This is a genomic window from Megamonas rupellensis DSM 19944, from assembly GCF_000378365.1.
GTDB classification, from domain to species: Bacteria; Bacillota; Negativicutes; order Selenomonadales; family Selenomonadaceae; genus Megamonas; species Megamonas funiformis.
The window spans coordinates 28,625-46,579 of record NZ_KB899574.1 but is presented as its reverse complement, the minus strand read 5'-3'; the positions used below and the strand labels follow the sequence as shown (position 1 = coordinate 46,579).

Annotated in this window: 18 protein-coding genes; 17 read left to right on the top strand and 1 reads right to left on the bottom strand. The window is 33.0% G+C overall.

The genetic code is table 11. From position 1 onward, the window contains the following. Nucleotides 1-86: 86 nt before the first annotated feature. The gene (locus tag F553_RS0104845; RefSeq protein WP_015562582.1) at nucleotides 87-1,514 is read right to left on the bottom strand and encodes an MDR family MFS transporter; all 1,428 of its coding nucleotides are present in this window, start codon (nucleotides 1,512-1,514) and stop codon (nucleotides 87-89) included. A 161-nt stretch (nucleotides 1,515-1,675) separates the two neighbouring features. Between F553_RS0104845 and gatC the strand changes: the two genes are divergently transcribed. The 17 genes from gatC to F553_RS0104760 all read left to right on the top strand — a co-directional run bounded on the left by gatC (nucleotide 1,676) and on the right by F553_RS0104760 (nucleotide 17,940). After that, nucleotides 1,676-1,966 (top strand): Asp-tRNA(Asn)/Glu-tRNA(Gln) amidotransferase subunit GatC, encoded by a 291-nt coding sequence (gatC, locus tag F553_RS0104840; protein ID WP_015562581.1) that lies wholly within the window; start codon nucleotides 1,676-1,678, stop codon nucleotides 1,964-1,966. Nucleotides 1,967-2,006: 40 nt separating this feature from the next. Continuing rightward, nucleotides 2,007-3,470, top strand: coding sequence for an Asp-tRNA(Asn)/Glu-tRNA(Gln) amidotransferase subunit GatA (gene gatA / locus F553_RS0104835; protein ID WP_018999218.1), 1,464 nt, complete (start codon nucleotides 2,007-2,009; stop codon nucleotides 3,468-3,470). After that, nucleotides 3,470-4,897, top strand: a complete 1,428-nt coding sequence (gatB, locus tag F553_RS0104830) for an Asp-tRNA(Asn)/Glu-tRNA(Gln) amidotransferase subunit GatB (protein WP_008538388.1) — start codon at nucleotides 3,470-3,472, stop codon at nucleotides 4,895-4,897. The genes gatA and gatB overlap by 1 nt, the downstream gene beginning before the upstream one ends. Before the next feature lie 183 nt (nucleotides 4,898-5,080). Next, nucleotides 5,081-6,187 carry a DNA-processing protein DprA gene (gene dprA / locus F553_RS0104825; protein WP_018999217.1) on the top strand — a complete coding sequence of 369 codons (1,107 nt, stop codon included), beginning with the start codon at nucleotides 5,081-5,083 and terminating at the stop codon, nucleotides 6,185-6,187. Beyond that, the gene (gene topA, locus F553_RS0104820; protein ID WP_018999216.1) at nucleotides 6,184-8,433 is read left to right on the top strand and encodes a type I DNA topoisomerase; all 2,250 of its coding nucleotides are present in this window, start codon (nucleotides 6,184-6,186) and stop codon (nucleotides 8,431-8,433) included. Before dprA ends, topA begins: the two co-directional genes overlap by 4 nt. 25 nt (nucleotides 8,434-8,458) lie before the next feature. After that, nucleotides 8,459-9,784, top strand: coding sequence for an FADH(2)-oxidizing methylenetetrahydrofolate--tRNA-(uracil(54)-C(5))-methyltransferase TrmFO (gene trmFO / locus F553_RS0104815; RefSeq protein ID WP_018999215.1), 1,326 nt, complete (start codon nucleotides 8,459-8,461; stop codon nucleotides 9,782-9,784). A 41-nt stretch (nucleotides 9,785-9,825) separates the two neighbouring features. Further along, entirely contained in the window at nucleotides 9,826-10,368 is a 543-nt protein-coding gene (gene hslV / locus F553_RS0104810) for an ATP-dependent protease subunit HslV (protein ID WP_008538384.1), read from the top strand. A 14-nt stretch (nucleotides 10,369-10,382) separates the two neighbouring features. Beyond that, on the top strand, nucleotides 10,383-11,777 hold the full coding sequence (gene hslU / locus F553_RS0104805) for an ATP-dependent protease ATPase subunit HslU (RefSeq protein ID WP_018999214.1): 1,395 nt from the start codon (nucleotides 10,383-10,385) through the stop codon (nucleotides 11,775-11,777). Between the two features lie 134 nt (nucleotides 11,778-11,911). After that, the gene (codY, locus tag F553_RS0104800) at nucleotides 11,912-12,685 is read left to right on the top strand and encodes a GTP-sensing pleiotropic transcriptional regulator CodY (RefSeq protein ID WP_008538382.1); all 774 of its coding nucleotides are present in this window, start codon (nucleotides 11,912-11,914) and stop codon (nucleotides 12,683-12,685) included. A 241-nt stretch (nucleotides 12,686-12,926) separates the two neighbouring features. Continuing rightward, nucleotides 12,927-13,658 (top strand): 30S ribosomal protein S2, encoded by a 732-nt coding sequence (gene rpsB / locus F553_RS0104795; RefSeq protein ID WP_015562572.1) that lies wholly within the window; start codon nucleotides 12,927-12,929, stop codon nucleotides 13,656-13,658. Nucleotides 13,659-13,742: 84 nt separating this feature from the next. Beyond that, nucleotides 13,743-14,390 carry a translation elongation factor Ts gene (gene tsf, locus F553_RS0104790; protein ID WP_018999213.1) on the top strand — a complete coding sequence of 216 codons (648 nt, stop codon included), beginning with the start codon at nucleotides 13,743-13,745 and terminating at the stop codon, nucleotides 14,388-14,390. Nucleotides 14,391-14,572: 182 nt separating this feature from the next. Continuing rightward, nucleotides 14,573-15,298 carry a UMP kinase gene (pyrH, locus tag F553_RS0104785; RefSeq protein WP_008538378.1) on the top strand — a complete coding sequence of 242 codons (726 nt, stop codon included), beginning with the start codon at nucleotides 14,573-14,575 and terminating at the stop codon, nucleotides 15,296-15,298. Continuing rightward, nucleotides 15,298-15,855, top strand: coding sequence for a ribosome recycling factor (frr, locus tag F553_RS0104780; protein ID WP_015562568.1), 558 nt, complete (start codon nucleotides 15,298-15,300; stop codon nucleotides 15,853-15,855). Before pyrH ends, frr begins: the two co-directional genes overlap by 1 nt. Nucleotides 15,856-15,859: 4 nt before the next feature. Beyond that, nucleotides 15,860-16,060 (top strand): hypothetical protein, encoded by a 201-nt coding sequence (locus F553_RS0104775; RefSeq protein ID WP_008538376.1) that lies wholly within the window; start codon nucleotides 15,860-15,862, stop codon nucleotides 16,058-16,060. Between the two features lie 3 nt (nucleotides 16,061-16,063). Then, the gene (locus F553_RS0104770; RefSeq protein ID WP_008538375.1) at nucleotides 16,064-16,231 is read left to right on the top strand and encodes a 4Fe-4S ferredoxin; all 168 of its coding nucleotides are present in this window, start codon (nucleotides 16,064-16,066) and stop codon (nucleotides 16,229-16,231) included. Between the two features lie 83 nt (nucleotides 16,232-16,314). Next, the gene (locus F553_RS0104765; RefSeq protein WP_018999212.1) at nucleotides 16,315-17,091 is read left to right on the top strand and encodes an undecaprenyl pyrophosphate synthase; all 777 of its coding nucleotides are present in this window, start codon (nucleotides 16,315-16,317) and stop codon (nucleotides 17,089-17,091) included. 24 nt (nucleotides 17,092-17,115) lie between these two features. Next, the gene (locus F553_RS0104760) at nucleotides 17,116-17,940 is read left to right on the top strand and encodes a phosphatidate cytidylyltransferase (RefSeq protein ID WP_026296932.1); all 825 of its coding nucleotides are present in this window, start codon (nucleotides 17,116-17,118) and stop codon (nucleotides 17,938-17,940) included. Nucleotides 17,941-17,955: the final 15 nt, after the last annotated feature.

Genomic DNA, 17,955 nt, shown 5'->3' with positions numbered 1-17,955 from the left:
AATAAATTTAAATTTTAGATATAAAATAAATAATAGTATAGCATAGTTTTTATAATTATATAAAGATATGAGTTTAATATTTTGGATTATTTTTGTGATTGATGTTTAGGTACGAAATAAGACAAGATTAAACAAAGTACACTACTGCCAACTAAAATATAGTAAATATTATTTAGACTATAAAATAAAGCCTGGCGTAAAAGTTCATGATATTGAGGAGCAGTATTATCATAAAAATCTTGCATAGTGATATTTATTAAATTATGAGCTTGGATAAAATCTGCTGTAGAAACATTTAATACAGCACCGAGAACGGTAACACCAATTGTTTGAGCAAGTGTACGAGTGAGCATATTTAGACCAACAGCGGCACCACGTAGATTGTATTTTACAGAGTCTTGGACTATGAAAGTTAGTGTATTTAAAGTGCCTGAAAAACCAAAGCCAAAGAAAAATACATAAATAGATAAGTGCCAAAGAGGTGTGTCTATAGTTAATTGTGTTAATAACCAAGAACTGAAAATTAAAATTAACGAAGAAAACATAACAATTATATTTGTAGGATATTTTTTCATTAATTTAGCAATGGAAATCGAACTCATAAACCAAGCAATGGAAGTTCCTATCAAAGAAATACCAGCGATAGTAGCACTGTAACCCATAATTGATTGAATATGTAATGGTAAATAAACAGAACAAGCAATCAATATGAAAGAGCTGATAAAAGTTATGATATTTACAATGATAGAAGATTTATTGAGGATAAATAAAGGAACAATAGGCTCAGAAGTTCTGGCTTCTTGGATATAAAAGAGGATAGAAGAAATCAAAGTGATAACTAACAAGATTACACCTAAATAAAAATCTTCATCTAAACTCATTACACCATATAAAAGGCTGCCAATAGCAATGGAAAGCAAAATAGCTCCAAGGTAGTCTATTTTAGGATTAGTAGCAGGCTTTTGTTCATGTACAAATTTAGCGAGTATATAGACTGATAAAAGACCAAAGGGAATGTTTATAAAAAATATCCATTGCCATGAAAGATAATCTATGAGAAATCCACCAAGTAATGGACCTACAAGACCAGCTATTCCCCAAATAGTACTGATAGCTCCTTGAATAATAGAGCGTTCTTCCAAGGTGAAAATATCACCGATCATTGTAAAACCAATGGTAAAAATAGCACCAGCACCAATGCCTTGAATGCCACGGAAGATAATTAGTTGGTGCATGGTTTGAGATAATCCAGCCAATAAGCTACCGAAAAGAAAAATGGAAATGCCAATCATGAAAATTCGTTTTCGCCCATAAAGGTCAGCCAATTTACCGTAAATAGGAGTAGAAATTGCTGAGGTCAAAAGAAAAATAGAAAAAATCCAGCTAATCATTTTGAAATTATGCAAACTTTTCACAATTACAGGTGCAGCAGTAGAGACAACAACACCTTCAAATGCAGCTAGAAATATTGCAATGAGAAAGGAAAATGCAATTTTTTGTTTAGTTTTGTCCATATGTAAGAAATCACCTATTTTACTATTAATTTTTAAGACATTTTAACATAGAAGCTAAAATAAGTCAGCTATATTTTGTGGGGAAAAGTAACAATACTATTCAATCATTGTCTAAAATATGATAAAATGTAAACAGTTTATTTTGAAAATGGGGTGAAGATATGAAAGTTACTAGAGAAGATGTAGAAAATGTAGCTCTTCTGTCTCGTCTTAGCATTAAAGATGAAGATATGGATAAAAATATAAGCGAGCTTAATGATTTTCTTGAATATGTAGATAGATTACAACAAGTAGATACTGAAAATGTAGCTCCTACTGCACACGTATTGCCTGTACAAAATGTATTTCGTGAAGATGTAGTAAAACCTTCCCTTGATCGTGAATTGGCATTATCTAATGCTCCACAACAAGAAGATGGTTATTTCCGTGTACCTAAAATTTTAGAAGAATAATTTATTTTAATTACTTTGATTAAATTGAGGAGGCTTTTACGTGAATTTATTTGAAAAAACAGCACATGAATTACATGATATGCTTGTAAATAAAGAAATTTCTGCTGTAGAAATTACAAAAGATGTACTTTCTCGTATGGAAGTTACTGATGATAAAGTAAAAGCATATATCACAAAAACAGCTGATTATGCTTTACAACAAGCAGAAAATGTTGATGCTGATATCGCTGGCGGAGCAAAAATCTCTGTTTTAGCAGGTATACCAGCAGCTATAAAAGACAATATTTGTACAAAAGGTTTAAAAACAACTTGTGCATCTTATATGCTCGAAAATTTTGTACCACCATATAATGCTACAGTAATGGATAAAGTTTTAGCTCAAAAACCTGCATTACTCGGTAAATTAAATATGGATGAATTCGCTATGGGTGGTTCTACAGAAAACTCTGCGTTTTTTGCTACACATAATCCATGGAATTTAGACTGCGTACCAGGTGGTAGTTCTGGTGGTAGTGCTGCAGCAGTTAGTGCTGGTAGTGCTATTTGGGCATTGGGCTCTGATACTGGTGGATCTATTCGTCAGCCAGCATCTTTTTGTGGTGTTGTTGGTTTAAAACCTACTTACGGTCGTGTATCTCGTTATGGTTTAGTAGCATTTGCTTCTTCACTTGACCAGATTGGCCCTGTGACTCGCGATGTAACAGACTGTGCTCATGTGATGAATGTAATTGCAGGTCATGATGAAAAAGATTCTACATCTATCAATAGTGATGTTCCTGATTATACAAAATCCTTAGTAAATGATATAAAAGGATTAAAAATCGGTTTACCAAAAGAATATTTTATCGATGGTATGGACGAAGATGTAAAAAAAGCTATGAATACAGCTATCGAAGATTTGAAAAAACTCGGTGCTGAAATCGTAGATATTTCTTTACCACACACAGATTATGCTATTTCCACATATTATTTAATAGCTCCAGCAGAAGCTTCTACAAACTTATCTCGTTATGATGGTGTAAGCTATGGCTCTCGTGTAGATGGTGAAGACATTGTTTCTATGATGACAAATACAAGAACTGCAAAATTCGGTCCAGAAGTAAAACGTCGTATTATGATTGGTAACTATGCTTTAAGTGCTGGTTATTATGACGCTTATTATTTAAAAGCATTAAAAGTTAGAACACTTGTAAAACAAGACTTTGATAATGCTTTTAAAAACGTAGATGTTATTTTGGCTCCAGTAGCACCAACACCTGCATATAAATTAGGTTCAATGGCAAATGATCCATTAAAAATGTATTTGATGGATATTTTCACTGTTCCACTTAACTTAGCAGGTCTTCCTGGTATTTCTATTCCTTGTGGCAGAAGCAAAGATAATATGCCTATCGGTATGCAGTTTATTGGTCGCCCACTTGATGAAGAAACTATTATTCGTGCAGCATATACTTATGAAGTAAATCATGATTATGCTAATAAAATTGGTCAGGGGGTAGAATAATGAAATACGAAGCAGTCATTGGTTTGGAAATTCATAGTGAATTAAAAACTAATACAAAAATTTTCTGTAGCTGTGCTACTTCCTTTGGTGCAGACCAAAATACACATGTTTGTCCTGTTTGTCTTGGTCTCCCAGGCGTATTACCTGTTGTCAATAAACGTGTAGTAGAATTTGCTATCAAAGCAGGTCTTGCACTCAACTGTACAATTAATAAATTCAGTAAATTTGATAGAAAAAACTATTATTATCCAGATTTACCAAAAAATTTCCAGACTTCTCAGTTTGATTTACCAATCGCTGAACATGGTTATGTGGATATTGAAGTAGAAGGCAAAACAAAACGCATTCGCATCACTCGTATTCATATGGAAGAAGACGCTGGTAAACTCGTTCACTCTGGTACTACAATCAAAGATTCTAGTAGCTCTAATGTTGACTATAATCGTACTGGTGTACCACTTATCGAAATCGTATCTGAACCAGATATGCATTCTCCAGCAGAAGCTCGTGCATATATGGAAAAAATAAAATCTATTTTACAATACATTGATGTATCCAATTGTAAAATGGAAGAAGGTAATTTACGTGCCGATGTAAACGTATCTCTTCGTCCAGAAGGTAGCGAAAAACTTGGTACAAAAGTTGAAATGAAAAACTTAAATTCCTTCAAAGTAATCGAAGATGCTTTAGAATATGAAATTGAACGTCAAAATGAAGTGTTAGAAGATGGCGGTATCTTAGTACAAGAAACTCGTACTTGGGACGATGGTCGTGGAATTACACTTTCTATGCGTAGCAAAGAAAAAGCTCAAGATTATCGTTATATGCCAGAACCTGACCTTGTGCCAATTGTTACAACTGATGAACAGATTGAAGCATATAAAAAAGAACTTCCTGAATTACCAGATGCAAGAAAAGCTCGTTTAGTAAATGAATATGGTCTTCCTACTTATGATGCGGAAATCATCACTTCTACTCGTGCTATGGCTGAATACTTTGATGCTGTTGTAGATGCTGGTGCTGATGCAAAACTTGCTTCTAACTGGATTATGGGTGAATTGTCTAAACATTTAAATGCTAATGAAATGACTATTGAAAATTCTCCAGTATCTGCTCAAAATTTAGCAAGCTTAATTGGCTTAATTGGTAAAGGCACAATTTCTTCTAAAATAGCAAAAACTGTATTTGAAGAAATGTGGACAAGTGGAGATACTCCAGAAAAAATCGTAAAAGATAAAGGTTTAGTACAGATTACTGATACAAAAGCAATAGAAGAAATTGTAGATAAAGCAATTGCAGATAATCCAAAAGCTGTTGCAGATTATCCAAAATCTATGGGCTTTTTAATCGGTCAAGTAATGAAAGCAAGTAAAGGTAAAGCAAATCCTGGTCTTGTAAATAAAATGATAAAAGAAAAATTAGGCTGATTTATGGTCTAAGAATAATAAAAAGCTATTGTGTTAAATTTTTTAATACAATAGCTTTTTGTTTTAGATGGCGATATCTATATTCTTTTGATAAAAAATTTGACAAATTGTCAGTTAATAGTGATAATAGTAAAATATATACGGTTTATCTAAAGATTTATTTGTATGGGAATGTAATAAACAATGAAAAATATATATTGGGCTGCCATAAATTCTGTGCCAGGCATAGGTAGTAAAACGCTTCGTCAACTTTATGGATATTTTCATGACGGCCAAAAAATATGGACAGCGACAAGAGAAATGTTAGAACAAAGTAATTGTTTAGGCAGTAAAACATTGTCTGAATTAATAGAATTTAGACAGAAAATATCTATAGATAAATTAACAGAGCAATTAAAACATTATAAAATTAAAGTCTGCATAGAAATAGATGAAGAATATCCAAAGTTATTGAAAGAAATCTATGATCCTCCATTTATTTTATATTATCAAGGTCAATTGCCTAAAGATGAAATTTGTATAGGTATAGTAGGTTCAAGAACTCCAACGACTTATGGAAAACAGATAGCAGAAAATATGGCTGAGGAATTAGCTAAATTTAATTTTGTAATAGTTAGTGGTGCTGCTAAAGGTATAGACACTAAAGCTCATACAGGAGCTTTGAAAAAAGGTAAGACTATTGCTGTTTTAGGTTGTGGATTAGATATTATATATCCAAAAGAAAATAAGCAACTTTTAGAAGCTATAGCTCAAAATGGTGCTGTAATATCAGAATATCCACTAAATACATTGCCAAAACCAGGGAATTTTCCAGCTAGAAATAGAATTATCACAGGATTGTCCAAAGGAATATTAGTAGTTGAAGCTGCGAAAAAGAGTGGTTCATTGATAACAGCAGAATTTGCTTTAAGTGAAGGGCGAGATGTATTTGCCATACCAGGAAATATTTATTCGCAAAAAAGCGAAGGCTGCCATAGTTTAATAAAACAAGGTGCTAAATTAGTTACAAGGGCAAATGATATTGTAGAAGAATATAATTTTGTAACTAACCAGCAAAGTATATCCAAAGAAACACAAATAGAATTAGGTTTTTCCATGACAGCGGAAGAACAACTTATATATGATAGTTTATCTTTTACAGAGCCTAAATGTATTGATGAAATCATATATAAATTGAGAATAAATGTTTCGAATATATCGTTTATTTTATTACAAATGAAATTGAAGGGACTAGTTAAAGAGACAAGTCCAAATTTTTATATAAGAGCAATCAGGGAGTGCTTTGAATGAAGAAAAAAACGCTTGTAGTAGTAGAATCGCCAACTAAAGCAAAGACTATTGAAAAATATTTAGGCAATAAAAAATATACAGTAATGGCTTCTATGGGACATCTTCGAGATTTACCTAAAAGTCAGTTTGGTATAGATGTAGAAAATGATTTTGCACCTAAATATATCAATATTCGTGGCAAGGGAGATTTAATTAAATCTTTAAAGAAAGAAGCTAAAAAATCTGAAAAAGTTTATTTAGCTTCTGACCCTGACCGTGAAGGCGAAGCTATTGCTTGGCATCTATCTCATATCTTAGGGATTGATGAACATGAAAAATGTAGAATTGTATTCAATGAAATAACAAAACCTGCTATTCAAGAAGCAGTAAAAAATCCTAAAGAAATAAATATTGATAGAGTAGATGCTCAACAAGCACGTCGTATGCTTGACCGTATTGTAGGATATAAATTAAGTCCACTTCTTTGGAAGAAAATTCGCAAAGGTTTGAGTGCAGGGCGTGTACAATCGGTAACAGTGAAATTAATTTGTGACCGTGAAAAAGAAATTCAAAAATTTGAATCAGAAGAATATTGGACAGTTGATTTTAAATTTAAGAAAAAACCTCGTTCTAGTATGTTTGGAGCAGAGCTAGTCGCTATTGATGATAAAAAGTTAATGGTTTCAGCGAAAAAAGAAGATGTAAAAATTGCATCTAAAGCTCAAGCTGATGAATTATGTAGCGATATTGAAAAAGTTACTTTTAAAGTAACAGAAATAAAGAAACGTCAACGTCATCGCAAAGCTCCAGCACCATTTACAACAAGTAGTTTACAACAAGATGCCGCTAGAAAAATAGGTTTTACTTCACGTAAAACAATGATGATAGCTCAACAGCTTTACGAAGGTATTAGCTTAGGTAAAAAAGGGCCAACTGGTCTGATAACATATATGCGTACAGACTCTACACGTATTTCAGAAATAGCTTTAAATGAAGCTAGAAATTATATTGAAGAGAATTTTGGTAAAGAATATTTGCCAGAAAAACCATATATTTATGCAGCTGGAAAATCTTCTCAAGATGCTCATGAAGCAGTGCGTCCAACAAATATCGCTTTAAGTCCTGCCACTGTTGAAGAATATTTGAGCAAAGAACAGTTAAAACTTTATAAATTAATTTGGCAACGCTTCTTAGGTTGTCAGATGTTACCTGCTAGTTATGATGTTATGAGTGTAACTATTAAAGGCGATAAGTATTTAGCTAAAGCTACTGGTTCGCAATTAAAATTTGCAGGCTTTACTGCTGTATATAATGATAGCGATAATAAAAAAGAAAAAGATGTCATCTTGCCAGATTTGCAGGAAGGCGATGAATTATCTATTCAAAAATTAGAAGCAATGCAACATTTTACAGAACCACCTGCTAGATATAATGATGCTTCTTTAGTTAAAACTTTAGAAGAAAGAGGCATTGGTCGTCCTAGTACGTATGCACCAATTATTGAAACTATTTTAGCTAGAGGTTATGTAGTTCGCAGTGATAAAAAATTTGAACCAACTGATTTAGGTTTTGTAGTAGTAGATTTATTGGAAAAATATTTTAAAGATATTGTTGATGAGAAATTTACTGCTGATTTAGAAAATAAATTAGATGAAATAGCAGTAGGTAAAATTCAAAAAAATACTTTGCTTGAAGAATTCTATGGGCCATTTGAAAAAACTTTAGAACATGCAGAAGAAGAAATTGGTGAAGTAGAAGTGCCAGATGAAGTTTCTGATGTACAATGCGAATTATGCGGTCGTATGATGGTCATAAAACAAGGTCGCTATGGTAAATTCTTAGCATGTCCAGGTTTTCCAGAATGTAGAAATACAAAACCTATTTTAAAAGATACGGGTGTTAAATGCCCTAAATGTGGTGGTAAAATCATTGAACGCCGTACACGTCGTGGCGTAGTATTTTATGGTTGTGAAAATTATCCACAGTGCGATTATGTATCATGGGATATGCCACTTACAAGCAATTGCAAGACTTGTGGTTCATTCTTATTTAGACATCGTTTCAAAAATGGAAGAACTATTTTATATTGCAGTAATGATGATTGTGCTACAAGAAAAGAAGATACTCCTATAAATAAGGAAATTAATAAATTAAAAGAAAAAATTCAACAGCAGACTGCTAAGAAATTAGCGGAACTAGCACAAAAAGAAGCACAAGCAAAAGAAGAAAATGAAAATAAAGAGCATAAAGAAGAAAACGAAGCATAAAGAGAAATAGGAAAGGAGATTTTGCGTGAAAAAAGTTATTATCGTAGGAGCTGGTATGGCTGGCAGTGAAGCTGCATGGCAAGTGGCTCAAAGAGGTATAAAAGTAGATTTATATGAAATGCGACCAGAAAAATCTACTCCTGCACATAAGACAGAAAAATTCGCTGAATTAGTATGTAGCAATTCTTTGCGTGGTGCAGGACTTGAAAATGCTGTAGGCTTATTAAAAGAAGAAATGCGACAGCTAAATTCTATCATCATGGAGTCGGCCGATATAAATCGTGTACCAGCTGGTGGAGCTTTAGCTGTAGATAGAGAAGGATTTAGTCAATATATTACAGATAAAGTAAAAAATCATCCTAATGTTACTGTGATAAATAAAGAGATAGAAACAATACCTCAAGAAGATGATGTTATTACAATTATTGCCAGTGGTCCATTGACTTCAGAAGTATTAGCAAAATCCATTGGTGAATTGACAGGTGAGGATTATTTTTACTTTTATGATGCTGCGGCACCATTAATCAGCAAAGAGTCTATTGATATGAGTAAAGCATATCGCGCTTCTCGCTATGGTAAAGGAACAGCTGATTATATTAATTGCCCTATGGATAAAGAAGAATATGAAAAATTTTGGCAAGAGTTAACAACAGCAGAACTTGCACCAATCAAGGAATTTGAAAAAGCTAAGTTTTTTGAAGGTTGTATGCCTGTTGAAGAAATGGCTCGTCGTGGCATAGATACTTTACTATATGGGCCATTAAAACCTGTAGGTTTAGAAGATCCTAAAACAGGAAAAAGACCATATGCTGTAGTGCAACTTCGTCAAGATAATGCAGCAGATAGCCTATATAATATAGTAGGTTTTCAAACTCATTTGAAATGGCCAGAACAAAAACGCGTATTTGGTTTAATACCAGGACTTGAAAATGCTGAATTTGTGCGTTATGGCGTAATGCATAGAAACACATTTATTAATTCTCCTGAATTATTGCGACCAACTTTGCAATACAAAGATAGAGATGATTTATTATTTGCAGGTCAGATGACAGGCGTTGAAGGATATATAGAATCCGCAGCTTCTGGTCTTGTGGCAGGTGTTAATGCAGCATATTTAGCTAAAGGAGAAAATCCAGTGATTTTCCCAGAACAAACAGCTCATGGCTCTATGTGCAAATATATTACTTCTGCTGTAGCAAAACATTTTCAGCCTATGAATGCTAATTTTGGTTTGATGCCACCTTTAGAAGAACGCATTCGTGATAAAAAGTTGAAAAAACAAAAAATTGCAGAACGTGCCTTAGAATTTTTAGCAAAATTTAAAATAGATGTATTGAAATTATCTAAGTAAAACTGATAATATGAATATAGCCTATAAATGGAGATGATTTTATGGAAAATTTTAAAGCAACCACTATCATAGCAGTAAAAAAAGATGGAAAAACTGCTATAGCTGGTGATGGACAAGTTACTTTTGGACAAGCTGCTATTATGAAAGCAAATGCCCGTAAAGTACGTCGTTTATATAATGGTAAAGTTTTAGCTGGCTTTGCAGGTTCTGTTGCCGATGCTTTTACTTTATTTGAAAAATTTGAATCTAAATTAATTGAATATCATGGTAATTTAACTCGTGCAGCGGTAGAACTTGCTAAAGATTGGCGTACAGATAGAGTTCTTCGTAAATTAGAAGCATTATTACTCGTTGCTGATGAAAATACAATGTTACTACTTTCTGGTAATGGTGAAGTAATTGAACCAGATGGTAATGTTGCAGCTATTGGTTCTGGCGGATTTTATGCACTTTCAGCAGGTCGTGCATTAGCTAAACATTCTAATTTGACTGCAGCTGAAATTGCTAAAGAAGCACTTACTATCGCTGCTGATATTTGTGTATATACAAATCACAATATTATAGTGGAAGAATTAGATAAATAAAGGAGAATAAATTCATGAAATTGAATGAACAAATTCCTCGTCAAGTTGTTGAAGAATTAGATAAATATATTGTAGGACAATCACAAGCAAAACGTTCTGTAGCTATTGCACTTCGCAATAGATGGCGTAGCCGTCATCTCCCAGAAGATATGAGAGATGAAATTATTCCTAAAAATATCTTGATGATTGGCTCTACTGGTGTTGGTAAAACAGAAATTGCAAGACGTTTAGCAAAACTTGTAAAAGCACCTTTTGTAAAAGTTGAAGCTACTAAATTTACTGAAGTAGGTTATGTAGGTAGAGATGTAGAATCCATGGTTAGAGATTTAGCTGAATCTGCTGTACGTATGTTAAAACAAGAAAAATTAGAACAAGTACAAGATAAAGCTAAAGAAATGGCTCAAGAACGTATTTTAGATATTTATGTTCCAGAACCAAAATCCAGTGCTGTATCTAATCCACTCAGCGCTATCTTTGGTGGTACAAACAAAGAAGAAGAAAGCACAGAAAAAGTGGAAGAACCAAAATATTCTGCTGGCAGAGAATGGTGCAGAAAACGCCTTTTAAAAGGTGAATTAGAAAATGATATTATTGAAATTGATGTTGAACCAAAAGCAGCTCCTGTAATTGGTATGTTTGCAGGTTCTGGCATGGAAGACATGAGCAATAATATTCAGGATATGATTGGCAATTTAATGCCTAAAAAACGCAAAAAACGCAAAGTTACAGTTGCTCAAGCAAGAGAAATCTTCACTCAAGAAGAAGCTCAAAAATTATTGGATATGGAGTCTATTGCTCAAGAAGCTATTGAACTTGCAGAACGCAATGGTATTATTTTCTTAGATGAAATTGATAAGGTTGCAGTAAAAGGTTCTTCTTCTGGTCCTGATGTATCTCGTGAAGGTGTACAGCGTGATATCTTACCAATAGTTGAAGGCTCCACAGTATCCACAAAATATGGACAGATGAAAACAGACCATATTTTATTTATTGCAGCAGGTGCTTTCCATATGGCTAAGCCTTCTGATTTAATACCAGAACTTCAGGGTCGTTTCCCAATTCGTGTGGAATTGACTTCTTTAACTGAAGAAGATTTTAAACGTATTTTAACAGAACCAACAAATGCATTATTAAAACAATATAAAGCATTACTTGCTACAGAAGGTGTTTCCATTGAATTTACTGATGATGCTATTGAAAGATTAGCTCAAGTAGCTTGTGAAGTAAATGAACAAATGGAAAATATTGGAGCAAGAAGACTTCATACAATTATGGAAAAATTATTAGAAGATTTATCTTTTGATGCACCAGAATTAGAAGAAAAAAATGTAGTAATTAATGCTGATTATGTAAATGAAAAACTTGGTGGAATCGTTAAAAATCGCGACTTAAGCCAGTTCATTTTGTAATTTGATAAATATTGTACAAAATTCAAAAAAATATAAAAATTTTCCTTTAAATTGACTTATAGATATGATAGAATAAAAAAAGGAAAGGTTTAACAGAAAATCAAAAGTTTTTCTGTGCAGGAAGGGGATAACAGATGGCAACATTACTTGAAAAAACAAGAAAAATAAATAAACTTTTACAAAAAGCAGAAGTGGTAGAATACGATAGCATTTCCCGTGTACTTAGCAATGTTATAGAAGCAAATGTATATATTGTTAGTAAAACAGGGAAAATCTATGGATATGCCTTCCTTGATGATTTTGAATGTGATACAATGATTGACAAAATCGTAAGCCAAGGAGAATTTCCAAAACACTATGTTAATTGGCTCTTAAAAATGGATAGCACATCTTCTAATATTCCACAAAAAGAAATTTGTGCTTTTGATGATAATAGTGAATGTTTAGTAGAAGGCAAAATTACAACTATTGTACCTATTTATGGCGTTGGTGAACGTATTGGTACATTAGTATTAGCTAAATTTAATGAAGAATTCACAGATGATGATTTATTATTAGCTGAATATGGTGCCACTGTTGTAGGTATGGAAATTTTACGTGATAATTCTCAAAAAATTGAAGTTGAAGCACGTAAAAAAGCTACTGTACAGATTGCTTTAGCAACACTTTCTTATTCTGAAATTGAAGCAGCTGTAAATATTTTAAGTGAATTAAATGGTACTGAAGGTTTACTCGTTGCATCTAAAATTGCTGACCGTGTAGGTATTACTCGTTCTGTAATTGTTAATGCACTTCGTAAATTTGAGTCCGCTGGTGTAATTGAATCTAAATCTCTCGGTATGAAAGGTACTTATATCAGAGTATTAAATGAACACTTATTAGATGAAATTCAAAAATTAAAAAGATAATAATTTTTAAGAACGATGTTGATAAAAACATCGTTCTTTTTATCTGAAAGCATGATAATTTATTATTGTGTTTACAAAAAAATTATGATATAATGCTTAACGGTGTAAAAAAACGCACACATTCCGATTTTGTACTGTGTCCTAGTTAGATATACCTTATTGGTACGCTGATAAGAATATCTAAAAGGGTTAAAACAAAGCTAAAGAATGTGGAGGAAAAAATAACAGGAGGTGCACCATCATGGCAGTTATTTCCATGAAACAATTATTAGAAGCAGGCGTTCATTTCGGTCATCAGACTAGACGTTGGAACCCTAAAATGGCTCCATACATTTTCACAGAACGCAATGGTATTTACATTATCGATTTACAGAAAACTGTAAAAAAAGTTGACGAAGCTTATGATTTCTTACGTAGCGTTGCTGAAGAAGGCAAAAGCATTCTTTTCGTAGGTACTAAAAAACAGGCTCAAGAAGCTGTTAAAGAAGAAGCTTTAAAATCCGGTATGTTCTATGTTAACGAAAGATGGCTCGGTGGTATGATGACTAACTTCGCTACTATCCGTAAAAGCATCAATCGTTTAAAAGAACTTGAAGCTATGGAAGAAGATGGAACTTTTGAAGTTCTTAGCAAAAAAGAAGTTCTTGCTTTAAAACGTGAACAAGAAAAACTTGAAAAATCTCTTGGCGGTATTAAAGACATGGAAGAATTACCAGGCGCTTTATTTATCGTTGACCCACGTAAAGAAAGAATTGCTGTAGCAGAAGCTAAAAAACTTAACATTCCAATCGTTGCAATCGTTGATACAAACTGCGATCCAGACGAAATTGACTATGTAATTCCTGGTAACGATGACGCTATCCGTGCTGTTAAACTTTTAACTTCCCGTATGGCTGACGCTGTTATCGAAGGTCGTCAAGGTGAAGCTGGCGAAGTAGTAGAAGAAGTTGCTACTAGCGAAGACGCTGAATAATTTTAGTTAATTTTAAATTTATATAACAATTAAAAAGGTAAGGGCCCAAACCCTTGCCTTTTATTGACTAAGGAGGAAATATTAATGGCTATTACTGCAGCATTAGTAAAAGAATTACGTGAAAAAACTGGTGCAGGTATGATGGACTGTAAAAAAGCTCTTTCTGCAACTGACGGTGATATGGACAAAGCAATTGACTTTTTAAGAGAAAAAGGTCTTGCTTCCGCAGCTAAAAAAGCTGGTCGTGTAGCAGCTGAAGGTGTTGTAACATCTTATATTCATGCTGGTGGACGTATCGGTGTATTAGTAGAAGTTAACTGCGAAACTGACTTCGTTGCTGGTACTCCTGAATTCCAGGATTTCGCTCGTGATATTGCTATGCAGATTGCTGCTGCTAACCCAACTTGCGTACGTCGTGAAGAAGTAGACCCAGCAGCTATTGAACATGAACGTCAAGTTCTTCGTGAACAAGCTATTAATGAAGGCAAACCTGAAAAAATCGTTGAAAGAATGGTTGAAGGTCGTCTCGAAAAATATTATAAAGAAGTATGTCTTTTAGATCAGCCATACATTAAAGATCCAGATGTTACAATTTCTGACCTTGTAAAAGGCAAAATTGCTAAAATCGGTGAAAATATCTCCATTCGTCGTTTCGTAAGATATCAACTTGGTGAAGGTATTGAAAAGAAAGCTGATAACTTTGTAGAAGAAGTTATGGCAGCTGTTAAATAATTTCATTATGAAATACAAAGAGAGAACACTTCGGTGTTCTCTTTTTTGTAATAAGATAAAATTAGTATAAAAATTAGATATAGAAAAAAATTATAATGTCTACCGTTTGCCATAGATATATGATAAAATAAGAAAAGATATTATGCAGGTTGATAATTATAAGTTTTTATGGAGGTTTTATTGTGGCTGATATTAAATATAAACGTATAGTTTTCAAATTAAGTGGTGAATCTTTAGCTGGTGAACAGCGTTTTGGTATTAATCCAGAAGTTGTTGAATCTATCGCTAAACAAATTAAAAAAGTACGTGAGTATGGTATTGAAGTAGCTATCGTTGTAGGTGGCGGAAATATTTGGCGTGGTCTTGCTGGTAGCAATAAAGGTATGGATAGAGCTACAGCAGATTATATGGGTATGCTTGCTACAGTGATGAATGCTTTAGCACTTCAAGATGCTTTAGAAGGTATGGGCGTTGATAGCCGTGTTCAATCTGCTATTGAAATGCGTCAAGTTGCTGAACCTTATATTCGTCGTAAAGCAATTCGTCATTTAGAAAAAGGTAGAGTTGTTATCTTCGGTGCTGGTACAGGTAATCCTTATTTCTCCACAGATACAACTGCTGCTCTTCGTGCTGCTGAAATTGAAGCTGAAGTTATTTTAATGGGTAAAAAGAATACAGATGGTGTATATGATTCCGATCCTAATAAAAATCCTGAAGCTAAGAAATTCGATAGCCTTGAATATTTAGAAGTATTAAATCGTGGACTTGCAGTAATGGATTCTACAGCAACAAGTCTTTGCATGGATAATAAAATTCCTTTAGTAGTATTTAATATAGATAATCATGAAAATATTTTAAAAGCTGCTTTAGGCGAAAATATTGGAACAACTGTTGGAGGTAATGATTAATGATTAAAGAAGTAATAGCTAAAAATGAAGAGCGTATGAAAAAAACTTTAAGTGCAGCAAAATCTGAATTTGCTTCTCTTCGTGCAGGTCGTGCAACTCCTGCATTATTAGATAAAGTAATGGTAGAATATTACGGTTCTTTAGTACCAGTAAATCAGGTAGGTAATATCTCTGTTCCTGAACCTCGTATGATTTTAATTCAACCATGGGAAAAACCAATGCTTCATGAAATTGAAAAAGCAATTACAAGATCTGACCTTGGTCTTAGCCCAAATAATGATGGTACAGTAATTCGTTTAAATATACCTCAGCTCACTGAAGAACGTCGTACTGATCTTGTAAAAACATTGAATAAACGTGCAGAAGAATCTAAAGTATCTGTTCGTAATATTCGCCGTGATGCTAATGAAGCTATTAAAAAATTAGAAAAAGCAAAATCTATCACAGAAGATGATGCTAAAAAAGCTCAAGAAGATATTCAAAAAATCGTAGATAAATATATTAAAGAAATCGATATTGCTAGAGCGGAAAAAGAAAAAGAAATAATGGAAGTTTGATTGTATGGAATATTTAGGATTGCCAGCTGTTGAGGCTATAGAGCGATTAAATTCTAGAAATATAAAATTTAAAATGAACTATACTGTGCCAATGAGAGGCTATTTTAAAGTTGATGATAGTAAACTATATATTGTCAGAGTAAAAGTTTTAGATGATAATGTATTAGAGCTTACAGCTGCTGCCAAGATGCGAAAGGAGGTGTAATAGATGGCTTATAAAATTACTGATGATTGCATTTCTTGCGGTGCTTGCGCAGGTACTTGCCCTGTAGGCGCTATTTCTGAAGGTGAAAACCATTATGAAATTGATGCAGATATGTGTGTAGAATGTGGTGCATGTCAAGCTGGTTGTCCAGCAGGTGCTATTGAAGCATAATTGTTTTATTAGCAATAAGCACTGGAAAGGCCCCTCTAAAGAGGGGCTTATTTCTTATATTTTATGTGGAAGGGGCTTCTAGTATGCTCAAAAAAATATTTTCTTCTAAAAAAGAAAAAAGAGATATTTCTATAGATAAACAATTAGATTTAAATAAATTACCACAACATGTTGGTATAATTATGGATGGAAATGGTCGCTGGGCTACTGGAAAGGGTTTAATTAGAACATCTGGACATAAAGCTGGCGTGAAAACACTAAAAAAAATTCTTAAAACTTGTATAAAATATAATATACCTATTTTAACAGTATATGCATTTTCTACTGAAAATTGGAAAAGACCAATGACAGAAGTTAATTTTCTGATGAATTTATTTTCTAGTTTTTTAGCAGAACAAATTGATGAAATGTGTGAAGATAATGTACGTATTCACTTTATTGGAAGAGTTGATGAATTACCAGGCAATTTACCAAATGAATTACATGCAGCAGAAGAACGCACTAAAAAAAATACTGGTGTAAGATTTAATGTTGCTGTAAATTATGGTGGTAGAGATGAGATTGTAACAGCAGTAAAAAATATAGCTAGTGAAGTACAATCAGGTGATTTATCTATTGATAAAATTGATGATAAAGTGATTGACGATAATTTATATACAAAAGATTTACCACCTGTAGATTTGATGATTAGAACAAGTGGCGATATACGATTGAGTAATTTCTTATTATGGCAGGCAGCGTATGCCGAATTTTGGTTTACAAAAACAAATTGGCCAGATTTTTCTTCTGAAGAATTTCTTCAAGCAATTGTCGATTTTCAAAAGAGAGATAGAAGATTTGGTGGTTTGAGTAGCAAATAATTATATTTAGGGCGGTGGAAGATTTTGCTAACGCGAATTATCAGTGGAATTATTGGTATGATAATAGCTACAGGTGTAATTCAAATAGGGGGTTCATTATTTATAGCAGTTTCTATATTGCTTGCTTGTCTTGCTTGGCGAGAATATGTAAATGCTTTTGCCCATAAGAATTATAATATACCATTGTTTTGGGGCTTATTGATTATTTGTTTTATGGTATTAAGTGGATATATGGCTAATAATATTGCATTTGGTATTGTAGTAGCTATATTTGTTTCCTTAATGAATATGATATTTAATCATAAGCATTTTTCTGTGTTAGATGGTTGTATTACTTTAGCAGGAACAATGTATATAGCTATTCCTTTTTATCATTTAATAATGCTTAGAATGATTGAGAACTCAACTATTTTAGCGACAAATAGTCTTTTAGGGGAATTTTCTGTAGGTTGTATTTTAATATGGCTTACTTTTATTGGTACATGGGCTAGTGATAGTTTTGCTTATTTTGTAGGTTGTAGTATAGGTAAACATCGTTTATGTCCAGAAATCAGTCCTAAAAAAAGCGTTGAAGGTTTTGTTGGCGGAATTTTAGGTTCAATGATATGTGTAGGTCTTTTAGGCAGTTATTTTAATTTTGATATGATGATTATGTTATTAATGGGTGCATTGATAGCAATTATTGGTACATTTGGCGATTTAGTAGAGTCTTGTATTAAAAGATTTGTGGGTATCAAAGATTCAGGTACTTTAATTCCAGGTCATGGTGGCGTGTTAGATAGATTTGATAGTTTATTATTTACAGCACCGCTCGTTTATTATATAGCAATATTTTTATTAGATATTTAAGGTAAAGGAATATAA